The organism is Thermoflexus hugenholtzii (genome assembly GCF_018771565.1).
Taxonomy (GTDB): domain Bacteria; phylum Chloroflexota; class Anaerolineae; order Thermoflexales; family Thermoflexaceae; genus Thermoflexus; species Thermoflexus hugenholtzii_A.
Genome location: NZ_CP076326.1, coordinates 2,043,462 through 2,058,824, shown reverse-complemented (window position 1 = coordinate 2,058,824; position 15,363 = coordinate 2,043,462). Strand labels below are relative to the sequence as shown.

The 15,363-nt window shown below is 67.1% G+C and carries 10 protein-coding genes; 7 read left to right on the top strand and 3 right to left on the bottom strand.

The window, feature by feature from the left end:
- Positions 1-68: 68 nt before the first annotated feature.
- Both argS and KNN16_RS09390 read left to right on the top strand, forming a co-directional pair.
- The gene (gene argS, locus KNN16_RS09395; RefSeq protein ID WP_303896569.1) at positions 69-2,222 is read left to right on the top strand and encodes an arginine--tRNA ligase; all 2,154 of its coding nucleotides are present in this window, start codon (positions 69-71) and stop codon (positions 2,220-2,222) included.
- Between the two features lie 183 nt (positions 2,223-2,405).
- Positions 2,406-2,633 carry a hypothetical protein gene (locus tag KNN16_RS09390; protein ID WP_299286325.1) on the top strand — a complete coding sequence of 76 codons (228 nt, stop codon included), beginning with the start codon at positions 2,406-2,408 and terminating at the stop codon, positions 2,631-2,633.
- Positions 2,634-2,809: 176 nt separating this feature from the next.
- On the opposite strand, the gene rpsT is transcribed toward KNN16_RS09390, so the two are convergent.
- From rpsT to KNN16_RS09375, 3 genes are all read right to left on the bottom strand, one after another.
- Positions 2,810-3,097, bottom strand: coding sequence for a 30S ribosomal protein S20 (gene rpsT / locus KNN16_RS09385; protein ID WP_299286328.1), 288 nt, complete (start codon positions 3,095-3,097; stop codon positions 2,810-2,812).
- Between the two features lie 237 nt (positions 3,098-3,334).
- Positions 3,335-4,864 (bottom strand): hypothetical protein, encoded by a 1,530-nt coding sequence (locus tag KNN16_RS09380; RefSeq protein WP_303896567.1) that lies wholly within the window; start codon positions 4,862-4,864, stop codon positions 3,335-3,337.
- Positions 4,865-5,002: 138 nt separating this feature from the next.
- Positions 5,003-5,989: a hypothetical protein gene (locus KNN16_RS09375; protein ID WP_303896565.1), complete on the bottom strand. Its 987-nt coding sequence runs from the start codon at positions 5,987-5,989 to the stop codon at positions 5,003-5,005.
- A gap of 233 nt (positions 5,990-6,222) precedes the next feature.
- Between KNN16_RS09375 and KNN16_RS09370 the strand changes: the two genes are divergently transcribed.
- The 5 genes from KNN16_RS09370 (at position 6,223) to KNN16_RS09350 (ending at position 15,328) form a co-directional block, all read left to right on the top strand.
- Positions 6,223-7,779, top strand: coding sequence for an ATP-binding protein (locus KNN16_RS09370; protein WP_303896563.1), 1,557 nt, complete (start codon positions 6,223-6,225; stop codon positions 7,777-7,779).
- 206 nt (positions 7,780-7,985) lie between these two features.
- Entirely contained in the window at positions 7,986-11,759 is a 3,774-nt protein-coding gene (locus tag KNN16_RS09365) for a DNA polymerase III subunit alpha (RefSeq protein WP_303896561.1), read from the top strand.
- A 79-nt stretch (positions 11,760-11,838) separates the two neighbouring features.
- A complete protein-coding gene (locus KNN16_RS09360; RefSeq protein WP_303896559.1) occupies positions 11,839-13,830 on the top strand; it encodes a hypothetical protein in 1,992 nt (663 codons plus the stop codon).
- A 191-nt stretch (positions 13,831-14,021) separates the two neighbouring features.
- Positions 14,022-14,612, top strand: a complete 591-nt coding sequence (locus KNN16_RS09355) for a glycerol-3-phosphate acyltransferase (RefSeq protein WP_299287815.1) — start codon at positions 14,022-14,024, stop codon at positions 14,610-14,612.
- An 8-nt stretch (positions 14,613-14,620) separates the two neighbouring features.
- Positions 14,621-15,328, top strand: coding sequence for an NAD-dependent deacylase (locus KNN16_RS09350; protein WP_303896557.1), 708 nt, complete (start codon positions 14,621-14,623; stop codon positions 15,326-15,328).
- The last annotated feature ends 35 nt before the right edge of the window (positions 15,329-15,363 follow it).

Sequence of the window (15,363 nt, the reverse complement as noted above, 5' to 3'; positions counted from 1 at the left end):
GGTTCCCACAGGGGCCGCCGAAGGCGGCCTCTGTTGGTTTATACGGAACCTCAGGAGGATCCGGCGCGATGATCCTCTCCGCGTATCGGGAGTGGGCTTCCGAGCAGGTCCGCCGCGCCCTGCGGACCCTGGGTCTCCCGGAGCCTTCAGGGATCGAGTGGCGGGATCTCCCCTTTGATTACACCTGGGGAATGGCGACCCCCCTGGCGATGCAGCTGGCCGCTCAGGAGAAGAAGAGCCGGCCGGACCTGAACGTCCCCGCCCGGGCTCAGGAGATCGCCGAGCGTCTGGCGGAGCAGCTGCGGGAGACCCTTCGCGCGGATCCCCGCTTCCAGCGGGTGGAGGCGGTGCGGGGTTATCTCAACCTCTATTTCAACCCTTCCCAGGTCGCCCGCTCGGTCATCGAGACCGTCCTCCGGGAGGGGCCGGACTACGGCCGGGGGGCTCCGAAGGGGGAGCGGGTGATGGTGGAGTTCTCCCAGCCCAACACCCACAAGGCTTTCCACATCGGCCATCTGCGCAACGCGGTGCTGGGCGATGCGCTCTCCCGCATCCTGGATTTCGCCGGCTTCGAGGTGATCCGGGCGACCTATCCGGGGGACATCGGCGCCCATGTGATCAAGTGCCTGTGGGGCTATCTGCGTTTTCACCGGGGGGAGGAGCCGGCGGAGCGGCGGGGCGCCTGGCTGGGCCAGGTCTATGCGGAGGCCGAGGCCCGCCTGGAGGAGGCCGACGCCTACCGTCGGGAGGTGGTGCGCTTTCTGTTGACGGCTTTCCGGGAGGAAGGCGTCACGCCCTGGGTGCGGGATTTCCTGCTGACTCGCCTCTCCGAGGCCATGGCGGCCCATGCCGCCTCCGGCCCCGTCGGCCAGAAGGACGCAGCGGTTCTCATCCGGGCGATGGCGATGGGGGAGCTGCCGGACCTCGACGCCGTGGCGGATAAGGACTGGCTGTGGTCCCTCTGGGAGGCGATGGGTCGGTGGTTGAGCGAGCTGGAGGAGAAGGCCCGGGTCCGGCGGGGGAAGGGCGGCGAGGCGGACCGGCAGGCGGTGGCGTGGCTCCAGGCCCGCTATCGGGAGATCGGCCATCGTCCCGAAGAGTGGAATTACGAGAAAGAGCTGCGGGCCCTCTACGCTCGCTGGGAGGCCCGGGATCCAGAGCTCATCGAGCTGTGGCGGCGGACCCGAGAGTGGAGCCTGGAGGAGTTCCAGCGGATCTATGAGGAGCTGGGGATCACCTTCGACGTCTGGTTCTTCGAGAGCGAGGTTGAGGAGGAGGGCAAGCGCATCGTGGAGGAGCTGATCGCCCGTGGCATCGCCACCGATCTGCGCCCCCACGGCCCGGTGGTGGTGGAGATCGACCGGCTCCTGGGACAGGAAGGGAAAGAGGAGTATCGCACCCTGGTGATCCTGCGCAGCGATGGCACCACGCTCTATTCCACCAAAGACCTCGCTCTGGCCAAGCGCAAGTTCGAGCAATATCGCATCGATCGCTCCATCTACGTGGTCGACGTCCGCCAGTCCCTTTATTTCAAGCAGATCTTCAAGATCCTGGAGCTGTGGGGCTTCCCTCAGGCAAGCAAGTGCTATCATCTGGCCTATGAGATGGTCACCCTGCCCGGCGGGAAGATGTCCTCCCGCGCGGGGACGGTGGTGCTCTATGAGGATTTCGCGGCGGAGGCCCGGGAGCGGGCGCGACAGATCGTGGAGGAGAAGAACCCGGAGTTGCCGCCGGAGCGAAAGGCGGAGATCGCCCGCGCCGTCGCCCTGGGGGTGATGAAATACAGCATGCTCAGCGTGGACAACAACAAGGTCATCGTCTTCGACTGGGATGCGGCCCTCAACCTGGAAGGGCAAACGGGGCCGTATCTCCAGTATGCCCACGCCCGGGCGTGCCGGATCCTGGAGAAGGCGGAAGCCCCCGTGACCCTCGATGGGGATCACATCTTTGAGACCCTGGAGCCCCAGGAGGTGGCCCTGATCGAGGCCATCGCCGCGTTCCCGGATTTAGTTCAAGCAGCGGCGGAGCGCTACAAGCCCCTTCTGATCGCCAACTATGTCTTCGATCTCGCCCGGGCGTTTAACGAATTCTATCGGGACTGCCCGGTCCTGACCGCCCCTTCCCCCATCCGGGAAGGCCGTCTGGCGCTGGTGGCCGCTGCCCGCCAGACCCTGGCCAACGCCCTCCGGCTCCTGGGGATCCCGGCCCCCGAGATCCTCTGAGTTCCCCGCGCTTCCACGCCCTCCGGTCGAAATACAGCGCCCGGAATGTTACAATCTACAATAAATATGGGATAGGTCTGATCCCGTGAAGGGATCCGGTGGGCTGCGGGGGATCTGTTGCCCTCTTTATCGATCATGCGCTGGGATCAGCGAAGGGCCTGGCTCCGGAAAAGGAGGTGGGCGATGGCGGTGACGACTCTGAACGATGCGGAGCGGAAGATCCTGGCCTATCTGCGGGACCATCGAGGGTATCACAGCCCGTATACCATCGCGCGCGATCTGACGATGAACCCCAAGGAGGTCATCCAGATCCTGGAGGGGCTTGCCGCCCGCGGGCTGGTGCGTCAGAGCCTGGCGAACCCGGTGTATGGGATCACGGATCAGGGGCGAGCGGCCATTGGGGAAGGCTGAGCCCTTCTTCGCCGGAGAAGCGATCCATATCGTTTCCCCTCCCGGCCGGGGGGATGGGAAGCGAGCGTTTTTGCAAGGGTTCCGGCTCCCCCGGCGAGCGTGCGCCCGGCATGCCGGCGGGGCGAAGCAGGCGGCCTGCGCTTCTGCTTCGCCCCGCTTCTCTCTTCGATGAGCCCTTATGCGGCCGCCTGAGCAGCGCCGCCGAAGGTCTGGTTGAACTGTTGCATCAGCCGGGACTTCAGGCGGGCCGCGGTGTTGCGATGGATCACCCCCTTGCGGGCCGCCCGGTCCAGCTCCCGATAGGCCTCCCGGATCGCCTTCTGCGCGGCCTCCAGGTTGGCCTGGGCGATGGCCTGACGCGCGTATTTCACGAACGTCCGCACCCGGGTGCGGATGGCCCGGTTGCGCTGCCGCCGGCGCTCCGCTTTCCGCAGCTCCTTGAGGGCTGAACGCGTGTTCGGCAAGGATGCACCTCCGCCAGGGAATTCCTCATGCACGCCAGTCATTAATTCTATGGGGGTTCCCGGGATTTCGTCAAAGACCCCCGAGTTGTGGCAGAAGGAGGGGATGGATCCCCACGCGCCCGGAGGTGGAGCGCGAAGGCGTGCACCACTTCGAATGGGGCCAGCGCCCCGAGCGCTGGCCCCATATGTCCCATATGTTTTGTTACGTATCGCGCGTATCGCGTGGGGCGCCCCTCCTCATGGGGAGGGGGTGCCGGTGGGCCGTGGGGGAGGGGTGCGCCGGTCCGGGCCGAGGGGCAAGATCCGATCCCACCCGGCTGGTGTGGGGGTGGGCGCGATGTCGGCCCCGAGGAGGCGGATGGGGCCCAGGAGCTCCTTCGCCCACCCTGGCCCTTCCCAGTTCAGGAAGAGGCTGGCTTCATAAGCCGGCCCCTGGGCGTATTCCACGGTGATGGGGATCAGCCCGGCGGGGAGGAACGGCTCCACGGTCTCGTCCCGGGGGCCGTGGACGATCCAGGACTCGAAGACCCGGGTGTCGTTGAGGAGGAGGCGGCCGCCGTCGTCGAGGCGGTCGAAGAAGAAGCGAAGGGATGCGGGTTGGGGGACCAGGAGCCAGCCGGAGAAGCGGGCGCTCCAGAAGGTGCCCTGGAGGCCGGGGACGGGCTGGTTGGGGGCCGAGTGGGTGTTGAAGGCGATGGCGGGCCAGGTGGTTTGGGTAACGAGGGCGGTGAAGGTGGGCCAGGTGATGGGGCCGTTAAGCGTCCACCGGCCATCGTCCTGGTCCTGGAAGAAGGCGGCGGACCAGCCGGGGGGGCAGAGGCCGTAGGGGATAGGGGAGACGGAGGGGTCAGCTGCGAGGAGGATCTGGAGGCGATACATCGGGCAGGCGGCTTCGCCGAGGCGATCGGGGCGTCGCTCCACCCATTTCAGCCAGAACTCCTCGATGCCGAAATCCAGATTGAAGCCGCGCTGGGTGGAGAGGGTCCAGATGCCGTTGCGGGCGGGGCCATCCCAGCCGTCGGCGTGGGGGTCCCAGGGCTCGGGGAGGTGGTCGAAGAGGTCCCAGAGGGCGGCGGCCGTCGCCCACTCGTTATCGGCGTTGGTGGCGTGGGGATCCACCGGATCGATGCGGGGAAAGTCGGAGTGCGCGAGCGGATCTTCCAGATCCCATCCCTGGTAACGGGGCTTTCCGAGGAGGGCGGCGGCCAGGAAGGAGGCCCAGCCTTCGCTCCAGGCGCAATGGAGGCTGGTGTGCTGAGGGAAAGCGTGCTCGAAGGTGGGGGCGCAGGCGAGGATGATAGGGTTATCTCCGTGGAATCGGCTGAGGACGAAGTGGCCGAACTCGTGGAGGATGGCGTCCGGGCTCCGGCCATCGGGTTCGGTGAGCCGGATGCCGTTGTAGAAATAGCAGGAGCCGCCGATTTGCCCGAACACGCATGGGCCGGGCCAGTAGACATTCAGGCGCTCGGGGGGAGACCAGCCCACCTCCCGTTGCAGGCCCTCCCAGCCCAGGCGGGTCAGCGTGTCATAGATGAAAAAGGCAGTGCGCAAACTCTCCCTCTGGATTGTGACATTCAGAATATGCGTTCCGGGGTTCAACTCGATGGGTTCGGTCTCATGGAAATAACGTCCCCGGGTGGGGTGTTGGATGGTCACGCGCTGGTCGTCCTGGGCGTAAACACGCAGGACGATGCGGAGGGGGAAAGCGGTGGAGACGCTGAAGGAATAGAAGCCATCATCGCGCGTGTAAGTGATGCCAAGCCGCATGTGGATGCAAGCAATAGGGGGATGGGGCGTAGGCGGCGGAACAGGAGTCGGTCTGGGGGTGGGCTTGGGCAACCAGCGGCAAGGGCCGGGCTGAGGTTCAGGCTCGTTCCAGAGTTCCACCCGCACGCCACGGGCGGGCTAGAGAGAACCGGTATGGGGATCCAGGTAATGGATTCTCCCTGAGAGGTCGAGCCGCTGGGAGGAGGTGGCGGGTTGAGGGGAGGAGGGGGTGGGCATCGGCATCTCCTCCGGCTCGATGGGTGTGTCTTTATGCTCCAGCAGGCCGTAATCGGCGCAGATGCCGGGGCGATCGAAGGCATCGCAAAAGGTGGTGGGGCGCTCCCGTAGCGGGCGGCCGGGAGCCTCGGCGGGAGCGCCGATGAGATAGCGATAGGGATCATAGGGGAAGCGGAGGGTGCAGTGGAAGGTGCCGGCACACTGTCCCTCCAATTCCACCATGCGCATTCGGGCGGTTTCGTAGTCGGTCCAGTAGGCCTGGGAGGGGGTGCTCCAGCCCAGCAGGTCGAGCCAGGAGGTATAGGTGTGGAGTTCGGTTCGTCCGTCCAGGAAGTGTTCCTCCACGGGGAGGCGGAGGATGCTGCGCAGCTGCCATTCGCCGGCCTCCTTCACGCGGGCCACCAGGCGCATGGTTTCTCCGGCGGTTTCCTGGTTGCCGAAGAGGGGGTGTCGGATCTTTCCGGCGGGCGCGTGGCCCAGATCCACGGTGATGAGGGTTCCGGTGGCGGTGAAGGCGCCGTGGCCTTCGAAGGAGAGCTCGGCGGGGTCCACGAGGGGGACGGGGAGGTTGGACTGGGTCTGGTAGGGTCGTTGGGTTTCGAGGGCGATGAGTTCCAGGGAGGAGGGGGCGATGAGGGTGAGGGTGACGGGGGGTTCCTGGGGGAGATTGCTGTAGACCAGGTAGAGGGTGAGGGTGAAGGGTTGTCCGACCCGGGGGGTTCCTTCCAGGGCGAGGCAGAGGCGGCGGTCGCTGGTGCAGCGGAGGGGGGAGGGGGAGAGGGGGGAGGCGCCGGGGGTGCAGGCGAAGAGCAGGCCCAGCAAGAGGAGGGGCAGTCCGCGACGGGCCGCAGGCGAGCCGGGGAGCCGGATGGCGATCAAGGTAGCCATGGCAGCCTCCTGAAGGTTGTTCTCTTTCTTATGGGCTTTGGAGGCTGTTGTCAAGGGCACGCGTCTGCTGACCTTGGGTTTGAGACACGAAAGTTCGCTATGCGATGCCAAAGGATCGTCCCCAGGTGTGGAGGATCCGCCCGGGGAGGGGCTTTTTTCCCGCGCGGGTGCCGGGCTGAACGGATCGTTTTCATTATAATCAAGGAGGCAGGTTGTGGAGATCGGGGTGCGGGATGCTGACCGATTTTCGGGTGCGGCAGCGGGATTACCTCCTGGAGATCACGCGGGCCATCACGGCGCAGCTGGATCTGGACGCCGTGCTGCGCATGGTGGTGGACGCCGCCGCGGAGATGCTGGACGGCCAGGTCGCTTTTATCGCCCTGCGGGAGGACGAGGCCTTCACGATCCGCGCCGCCCACGGCCTGCCGGAACGGATGTGGGGGGAGCTGAACACGCTCCTGATGGAGCTCCCGGCCCAGCCGGAGGCCTGGGGCCGGGCCGGCGTCGAGCGGGTCCTGATGCAGATCGCCCGCACCCTCCGGATCGAAGCCCAGCAGGCCGTCGCCCTCCCCCTGATCGTGGGGGAGAACCTCCTCGGCCTGCTGATGGTCTTCCGCGCCTTCGGCACCGCTTTCACCTACGATGACCGGCTGGTCCTGCGCGCCTTCGCTGACCAGGCCGCCATCGCCGTCCACAACGCCCAGCTTTACCAGCAGCTGGCCACCGAGAAGCGGCGGCTGGAGGCCATCATCGAGGCCACCGCCGACGGCGTCATCATCCTGGACCCGGCCCACCGCATCCAGGTCTTCAACCGGGCCATGACCCGGCTGACCGGATGGTCCCCGGCCGAGGCCATCGGCCGCCCCCACGATGAGGTGGTGGTCCTGAACCCCCGGCGCTCCGGCATGACCCTGGCCGAGGCCGAGGCCGGCGGGTGGCCCCTGGCCGGCGGAAAGCCCATCTATGTCGAAGGGGACCTGGTCCGCCGCGATGGGGGGCGCGTGGCCGTGGGGATCACCTATTCGCCTCTTCTGGACCGCACCGGCCGTCTGGTGAACATCATCGGCGTGGTGCGGGACATGACCCGCGTCCGGGAGGCCGAGGAGCTGAAGTCCACCTTCATCTCCATTATCTCCCACGAGCTCAAGACGCCGGTCTCCATCATTAAGGGTTACGCCGGCACGTTGCGGCGGGAGGACGCCACCTGGGACGCGGCGACGGTGCGGGAGATCGCGGCGATCATCGAGGAGGAGGCGGACCGGCTCACCGAGCTGATCGACAACCTGCTGGATGCCTCCCGCCTGCAGGCGGGGGCCCTGGAGCTGCAGTTCGTGGAGGTCGCCCTGGACGAGCTGGCGGAACGGGTGGCAGACCGCTTCCGTCCCCAGACCGACCGTCATTTCATCGTGGTCGACTTCCCGCCGGATTTCCCTCTGATCCAGGGGGATCCCCGCCGGCTGGAGCAGGTGCTGGCCAACCTGGTGAGCAACGCCATCAAATACTCCCCGCAAGGGGGGACGATCCGCATCTCCGGGCGGGCGACGCCGCGGGAAGTGATCGTCACCGTCACCGATGAGGGCGTGGGGATCCCGCCGGAGGAGCAGGAGCGGATCTTCGAGCGCTTTTACCGCACCAGCCAGGCCATCGCCCGTCAGACGCCGGGGACGGGCCTGGGGTTGTATCTGGCCCGGGCGATCGTGGAGGCCCACGGCGGCCGGATTTGGGTAGAGAGCGCCCCCGGACGGGGATCCGCGTTCAGCTTCTCCATCCCGCGCAGCCCGATACGGTAAGAGGATCCGGACGTGCGGTGAGCTCCCTCCACGTTAAAGCGAACCGCTGGCTCTCCCTCCCCGGACCGGAAGGTGTTATAACCCGAACGGTGAGCGCGATCTCCCTTCCCGCGTGAAAGCGGGCGGCGCCCTTGCTCATCCGGGGAGAAGGCTCGGAGCCGAGCGTGCATCGATTCATCTTCTCCGGGAAGTGAAGGGACCACCCCATGTCCTTCGTCCACCTGCATGTCCACACGGAATACTCGCTGTTAGATGGGCTCAGTCGGATCGACGATCTGATCGGGCGGGCGGCCGAGCTGGGCATGCCGGCCCTCGCCCTGACGGATCACGGCGTCCTCTACGCCGCCATCGCTTTCTATCAGAAGGCTCAGGAGGCCGGGATCCGGCCCATCCTGGGGATGGAAGCCTACGTGGCCCGCCGCACCATCCAGGATCGGGAGCCGGATGACCGGAGCCTCTACCACCTGACGATCCTGGCGATGGATGAGACGGGCTGGCGGAATCTCATCCGCCTGGCGACCATCGCCCAGCTGGAGGGTTTCTATTACAAGCCGCGCATCGACAAGGCCCTGCTGGAGCGCCACGCGGAGGGGTTGATCGTCCTCTCCGGATGCCCCTCGGCGGAGATCCCCCGTCTGCTGGCCCAGGGGCGGATGGAGGAGGCGGAGGCGGTGGCGGCGTGGTTCGCCGAACGCTTCCCCGGGCGCTTTTTCCTCGAGCTGCAATCCCACCCGGGCGTTCCGGAGCTGGATGAGATCAACCGGGGTCTGGTGACCCTGTCCCGCCGCCTCGGGCTCCCCCTGGTGGCCACCAACGATGTGCACTACGTCCGCCCGGAGGACGCCGGGCTCCAGGACGTGCTGCTCTGCATCCAGACCGGCAAGCGGCTGAAGGAGCCCGGCCGCATGAAAATGAGCGATAACACCTACTATCTCCGCACCCCAGAGGAGATGCAGGAGCTTTTCGCCGAGATCCCGGAGGCCCTGACCAACACCCTGCGGGTGGCGGAGATGTGCTCGCTGAAGCTGGAGCTGGGCCGCCACCGGCTCCCCCGCTTCGATCCGCCACCAGGCTTCCCGGACCCTGCGGCCTATCTGCGGCACCTGGCTGAGGAGGGCTTCCGGGCTCGCTTCCCTCAGCCTCGGCCGGGCTACCGGGAGCGCCTGGACTATGAGCTGGAGATCATCCACCGCATGGGGTTCGATGCTTATTTCCTGATCGTGTGGGACCTCATCCGCTATGCCCGGGAGCGAGGGATCTGGTGGAACGTGCGGGGCTCCGGCGCCGGGAGCCTGGTGGCTTACTGTCTGGGGATCACCCGGGTGGATCCCATCGAGCTGGATCTGATCTTCGAACGCTTCCTGAACCCGGCCCGCGTGTCGATGCCGGACATCGACATCGACTTCCCGGACGATCAGCGGGATGAGATGATCCGCTATGCGGTGAACCGCTACGGGGCGGACCGGGTGGCCCAGATCATCACCTTTGGGACGATGAAAGCCCGGGCGGCGGTGCGGGATGTCGGCCGGGCCCTGGATCTCCCCCTGCCGGAGGTGGACCGGGTGGCCCGGCTCATCCCCGCGATCCCGGGCAAGGACATCTCCATCCGGGATCTGCTGGATCCTTCGAACGAGGAAGGGCGGGAGCTGCGGCGACTGTATCAGGAGAAAGATTACATCCGGGAGCTGCTGGATCTGGCCATGCAGCTGGAGGGGACGGTGCGCCATGCCGGCACCCACGCGGCGGGCGTGGTGATCGCCGATCGCCCTCTGGTGGATTACGTCCCTCTCCACCGGCCGACCGGGCTGAAGGGGAGCGCACGGGAGGAGAACGGCGGGGAGGAGGGAGAGGGGGAGGCCCTCCTGCCGGTCACCCAGTTCGATATGGAGGCCCTGGAGGCCCTGGGCCTCTTGAAGATCGACTTCCTGGGCCTTTCCACCCTCACGGTGATGCGGGAGACCTGCGAACGGGTGGCCCAGCGTCACGGGGTGCGTCTGGACCTGGAGACCATCCCGACGGACGCTCCGGAGGCCTACGCCCTTCTGGGGCGGGGGGAAACGGTGGGAGTGTTCCAGGTGGAAGGGCGGGGGTTCAGCCGAATGATGCGGGACCTCAAGCCCCAGGCCTTCTCCCATGTGATGGACGCCCTGGCCCTCTACCGTCCGGGGCCGCTGGAATATATCCCCAACTACATCCGCCGCATGCGCGGCCAGGAGCCCATCGAATATCGTCATCCGCGTCTGGAGCCCATCCTCTCGAAGACCTTCGGCATCCTGGTCTACCAGGAGCAGATCATGCGGGTGGCCATCGACCTGGCCGGCTACACGCCCTCTGAGGCGGATGAGCTGCGCAAGGTCGTGGCCAAGAAGAAGGGGGAGGCTTTCCCCAAGCAGCGCGCCAAGTTCCTGGAGGGCTGCGTCCGCAATGGCATCCCCGCTGAGGTGGCGGAGGCCATCTGGGGAGACATCGAGTTCTTCGCCCGCTACGGCTTCAATGCCGCCCACGCCGCCTCCTACGCCAAAATCTGCGTCCAGACGGCTTATCTCAAAGCCAAATATCCGGTCGAGTATCTGTGCGCCCTGATGACCGTCGACCGGAACAAGACAGAGAAGCTCGGCCTCTATGTCGCGGAGTGCCGGCGCCTGGGGATCCCCGTCCTCCCGCCCGACATCAACCGAAGCGAAGCCACTTTCACCATTGAGCGGACGCCGGAGGGCGTGGAGGCCATCCGGTTCGGGCTGACGGCGGTGAAGAACGTGGGGGAAGGGGCGGTGGCCCGCATCCTGGCCGCCCGGCGGGAGGGCGGGCCTTTCCGGGATCTGGATGATCTGGCCCGGCGGGTGGATCTGAAGGAGATCGGCCGGCGGGCCCTGGAATCCCTGATCCGGGTCGGGGCTCTGAGCGCCTTCGGGAATCGAGCTCAGCTGCTGGAGATCCTGGACCGCTTGATGGAGGCCAGCGCCCGTTACCATCGGGAGCGCCAGCAGGGGATGCTCAGCCTCTTCGATCTGAGCGGCCTTCGGCTGGAGGCGACCTCCCTGGTCGGCGCGCTGCCGAATCTGCCCGAGGTCGAGGAGGGCCAGATCCTGGAATGGGAGAAGGAGCTCGTCGGCGCTTATCTCTCAGAGACCCCGCTCACCCGGCAATGGCCGATCTTGCAGCAGGTGGTCACCCACACCACGGCCGACCTGAGCGAGGAGCTCCACGGGCAAACCGTGAAGCTGGCCGGCCTGATCCGTGCGGTGCGGACCGTCACGACGCGAACCGGGGAGACCATGGCGTATGTGACGATGGAAGACATCCATGGGATGGTGGAGGTGGTGATCTTCCCCCGCCTGTGGAAGCAGAAGGGGGACCGGGTGCGCCCGGATTCGATCCTCATCGTGGTGGGCAAGGCGGAGAGCGGAGGGCGGGAGCCTCGGGTAGTGGCGGAGGACCTGCGGGATCAGGAGGTGCTGGCGCGACCGGTTGAGGAGCAGACGGAAACGGAAGCGGAGGGGTTCCCGGAGGCCGAGGAGCGTATCCTCCCGCCGAACGGCTGGGAGCGTTCCAGGGAGGAGACAGCCTCCGATCCGAAGAAAGCCGCTCCGTCCGTTCCTCCTTCGTCCTCGGAGGAGACGCCCTCTCCGCCTTCAGAGGGGGAGGCAGGCGCCTGGACCCCGGCCTCCGAAAGGGGACAACAGATCCCCCCAGGGCCGGAAACCCCCAGAGCCGTCCCGGCCCGGCAAATCGTGGTGTATCTCTACCGGACCGACCGGCTGGAGGACGATCTGCGGCGGCTGCAGGAGGTCCATCGGCTGCTCACAGAGCGGCCGGGGCCGGACCCCTTCCAGGTCGTGGTGGTGTATCCGGACCGGCGGCAGGTCCGACTGCGGTTCCCTCAGCAAGGCACGTGGTATTCCCCGGAGCTTCTGGCGCGCCTCGAAGGCCTGCTGGGCCCGGACTCCGTGCGCGTCTTCCCGCTTAAGCCGCAAGAGTGAGCCGGCGGGTCCTTCTGCGCAACGCGCTGAAGCCGCCGGGCTTCGCTTTATGGTAAAATCCCGGAGCGGGAGGATGTAGATGGCGTTCACGGTGGAGGATCTGCGGGATCTGGCGGAATTGTTGCGCGCGCATCCGGAGTGGCGGGAGCCCTTGTGGGCCCTGCTGGCCTCGGAGGAGGTGCGCCGGATGCCCGCCGATCTGGCGGCCACGCGGGAGGCGATGGAGCGGGGCTTCCGGCGGGCTGCCCGCCTCATCTTGGCCCTCTACCGGGCCCAGCGGCGACAGGCCCGGGAGACGGACGCCCGCTTTGCGGAGATGGCTGAGGCCATCCGCCGCCTGGGCGAGACCTTCACCGCCCATCGTCAGGAGTTCCTGGCCCACCAGGCCCAGACCGACATGCGCTTCGCGGAGCTTAGCGCGTCCGTCCGCACCCTGGCCGAGACGGTTCGCGACCTCAGCGAGGCCCAGCGTCGCACTGAGGAGAATCTCCAGCGTCTGGCGGAGGCCTTCACCGTCCATCGTCAGGAGTTCCTGGCCCACCAGGCCCAGACCCAAGCGCAGCTTACGGAGCTCAACGCAGCCGTCCGCAACTTGACCGAAGTCGTCCGCAGCCTGGCCGAGACCCAGCTTGGGTTGGCGGAGGCCCAGCGTCGCACCGAGGAGAACCTCCAGCGCTTGACGGAGGCCTTCATCGCCCATCGTCAGGAGTTCCTGGCCCACCAGGCCCAGACCCAAGCGCAGCTTACGGAGCTCAACGCGGCTGTCCGCAACCTGACCGAAGTCGTCCACGGTTTAAGCGAGACCGTCCATAATCTGGCCGAGATCCAGCTTGGGTTAGCGGAGGCCCAGCGTCGCACCGAGGAGAACCTCCAGCGCTTGGCGGAGGCCTTCACCGTCCATCGTCAGGAGTTCGTGGCCCACCAGGCCCAGACTCAAGCGCAGCTTACGGAGCTCAACGCGGCTGTCCGCAACCTGACCGAAGTCGTCCACAACTTAATTGAGACGGTGCGCAACCTGGCCGAGTCCTTCATCACCCACCGTCAGGAGTTCTCGTCCTACCAGGCCCAGACCAACGCGGGCTTTGCCGAGCTCAGCGCTGAAGTCCGCGCCCTGGCGGAGGCGCAGCATTCGCATTATGAGGCGTTCATTGCTCACCGTCAGGAGTTCCTGCAGCAACGGGCGGAGACGGATCGTCGGTTTGCGGAGCTGGCCGAGGCCCAGCGTCGCACGGAGGAGAGCCTCCGGCGCCTGAGCGAGGCGTTTGAAGCCCACCGCCAGGAGTTCCTGGAGCATCGTGCGGAGACGGATCGCCGTTTCGCCGAGCTTGCGGAGGCTCAGCGTCGCACGGAGGAATCGCTGCAGCGCCTGAGCGAGGCGTTCGCGGCTCACCGTCAGGAGTTCCTGACCTATCGTGCGGAGACGGATCGTCGGTTTGCCGAGCTTATGGAGGCCCAGCGTCGCACGGAAGAGAGCCTCCAGCGCCTGAGCGAGGCGTTTACGGCTCATCGAGAGGAGACGGACCGTCGGTTTGCGGAGCTGGCTGAAGCTCAGCGTCGCACGGAGGAATCGCTTCAGCGCTTGAGCGAGGCATTTATTGTCCACCGCCGGGTTGTGGCCGATGATATGTCTGTCCTGAAGAAAGAAAGCCTGGAGCGGCGATATCGCGAACGGGCAGCCGCTTACTTCGGAGGACCGGATTTCCACAAGGTGCGGGCGCTGACCTTTGACGAGCTGATGGAGGCGCTCGGGAAGGCCCTGAAGGCTCGATCCATCACTCGTGAGGAATACGAGGAAGCCCGGCGGGTGGATGGGGTGATCCGGGGGAGGCGGCGCCAGCGTTCCATGCACCTGGCCCTGGAGGTCTCCTGGATCATCGATCGAGGGGATGTGGAGCGGGCGGTTCGGCGGGCAGAGATCCTCCGCAAGGCCCTGGGGGAGACCTGGCCCGCGGTGGCCGGGCGCGAGATCACAGAGGGAGCGCGGGAGGCGATCGAACGGCTGCGCCGGGAGGGCCGGCCCATCGTTGTGGTCCAGGATGGGTGGGTGGATTGGCCCTCGAAGCCGGTTTAAGCGTCGATCCTGACCCATCCCCGCCTCACATGCCCGGCGACGCCTCTTCCTCCAGTTATGCCTTACCACGCTATCCCGGCGTGGATCCCTTTTGCGTTCCTCCTCGCGCTTCGCGGCGACCCCGGGTTTCGCTACAATGGATCCCTGACCGAAAAGCGGGCCTAGGGGGGCAGGGAATGGAGGGGGTTGGGATGGAACCGGTGGTGCTGGTGGCGGCCGGGTATCTCCTCGGCTCGGTGTTGCCAGCGGAGTTCTTCGTGCGCTGGAAGACGGGGCGCACCCCGCACGAATTCCGGGACAACCCCGGCGGGGGTGGGGCGTGGCGGCTGGCAGGCCCTCTCCCCGGGCTGATCACGATCCTCTTTGATCTGGGCAAGGGAGCTCTTCCCACAGCCATCGCCCTGCGGGCCGGGTTCAGCCTGCCCTGGCTGATCGCTGCGGCGGTGGCCCCGGTGGTTGGCCATTGCTGGCCCTTTTATAAGGTCATCCGGCGGGATCGCGGAGGCCGGGGCCTGGGGCCCGCCACCGGAGCGCTCTTCGTCCTGGCCTTCCGGGAGGTGGTGCCCGCTTACGTCCTGGGCGCCCTCGCCGCCTATCGCTTCCGCTGGCTGCCCAGCGTCGGCATCGTGGCCTTCCCGCTGAGCCTTCTCCTCCTGTGGGTCTGGAAGGTTCCCCCGGAGCGGTTCGCCGCGGCTTTCGCGGTGATGCTCGTGGTCCTGATCCGCAATGTGAACCTGTTGTGGACGGTGCTCCGCACTCGGGGTGCGGAGCGTCCGCACTGAGGGCCGCGATGGCGCGCCGACGGGTGGTGGCCCTCACCGGGGCCGGGGTCTCGGCGGAGAGCGGGGTTCCGACGTTCCGGGGCCCGGGTGGGCTGTGGAGGGATTACCGGCCGGAGGATCTGGCCTCCCCGGAGGCCTTCGCCCGGGATCCAGTCCGGGTATGGGAGTGGTATGCGTGGCGCCGGGAGTGCATTGCCCGGGCGACACCGAACCCCGCGCACCGGACGCTGGCCGCGATGGAGGAGGCGCTCCCGGATTTCCTCCTCATCACCCAGAACGTGGATGGGCTCCATTCGCAAGCGGGCAGCCGCCGGGTGATCGAGCTCCATGGCAGCCTGTGGCGCATGCGGTGCGTCCGGGAGGGACGGGTCTGGGAGGATCGGCGGGTGCCGTTGCCGGAGTTGCCGCCGCGTTGCCCGGCTTGCGGGGCCCTGGCCCGGCCGGACGTGGTGTGGTTCGGGGAGCCGCTTCCGGAGGCGGCGTGGACGCAGGCCTTCCGCGCCGCGGCGGAGGCGGAGATCTTCCTGATCATCGGGACCTCCGGGCTCGTGGAGCCGGTGGCCTCGCTCCCGCGATGGGCCCGCGCCCACGGTGCCCGCCTGATCGAGTTCAACATCGAGGACACGGTCCTCACGCCCCTGGCGGATGAGGTCTGGCGAGGGCCGGTGGGGGAAACCCTACCCCGGTGGTGGGCGCAGTTCTCCGGGGCCTCCTGAACCGCGTGATGCCGGGGGCGCTCCTCGCGCCCCCG

Bases quoted from the DNA above. Each gene is read 5' to 3' on its own strand.
- argS (WP_303896569.1), top strand. From the start codon at position 69: ATGATCCTCTCCGCGTATCGGGAGTGGGCTTCCGAGCAGGTCCGCCGC.
- KNN16_RS09390 (WP_299286325.1), top strand. From the start codon at position 2,406: ATGGCGGTGACGACTCTGAACGATGCGGAGCGGAAGATCCTGGCCTAT.
- KNN16_RS09380 (WP_303896567.1), bottom strand. From the start codon at position 4,864: ATGCGGCTTGGCATCACTTACACGCGCGATGATGGCTTCTATTCCTTC.
- KNN16_RS09375 (WP_303896565.1), bottom strand. From the start codon at position 5,989: ATGGCTACCTTGATCGCCATCCGGCTCCCCGGCTCGCCTGCGGCCCGT.
- KNN16_RS09370 (WP_303896563.1), top strand. From the start codon at position 6,223: ATGCTGACCGATTTTCGGGTGCGGCAGCGGGATTACCTCCTGGAGATC.
- KNN16_RS09365 (WP_303896561.1), top strand. From the start codon at position 7,986: ATGTCCTTCGTCCACCTGCATGTCCACACGGAATACTCGCTGTTAGAT.
- KNN16_RS09360 (WP_303896559.1), top strand. From the start codon at position 11,839: ATGGCGTTCACGGTGGAGGATCTGCGGGATCTGGCGGAATTGTTGCGC.
- KNN16_RS09355 (WP_299287815.1), top strand. From the start codon at position 14,022: ATGGAACCGGTGGTGCTGGTGGCGGCCGGGTATCTCCTCGGCTCGGTG.
- KNN16_RS09350 (WP_303896557.1), top strand. From the start codon at position 14,621: ATGGCGCGCCGACGGGTGGTGGCCCTCACCGGGGCCGGGGTCTCGGCG.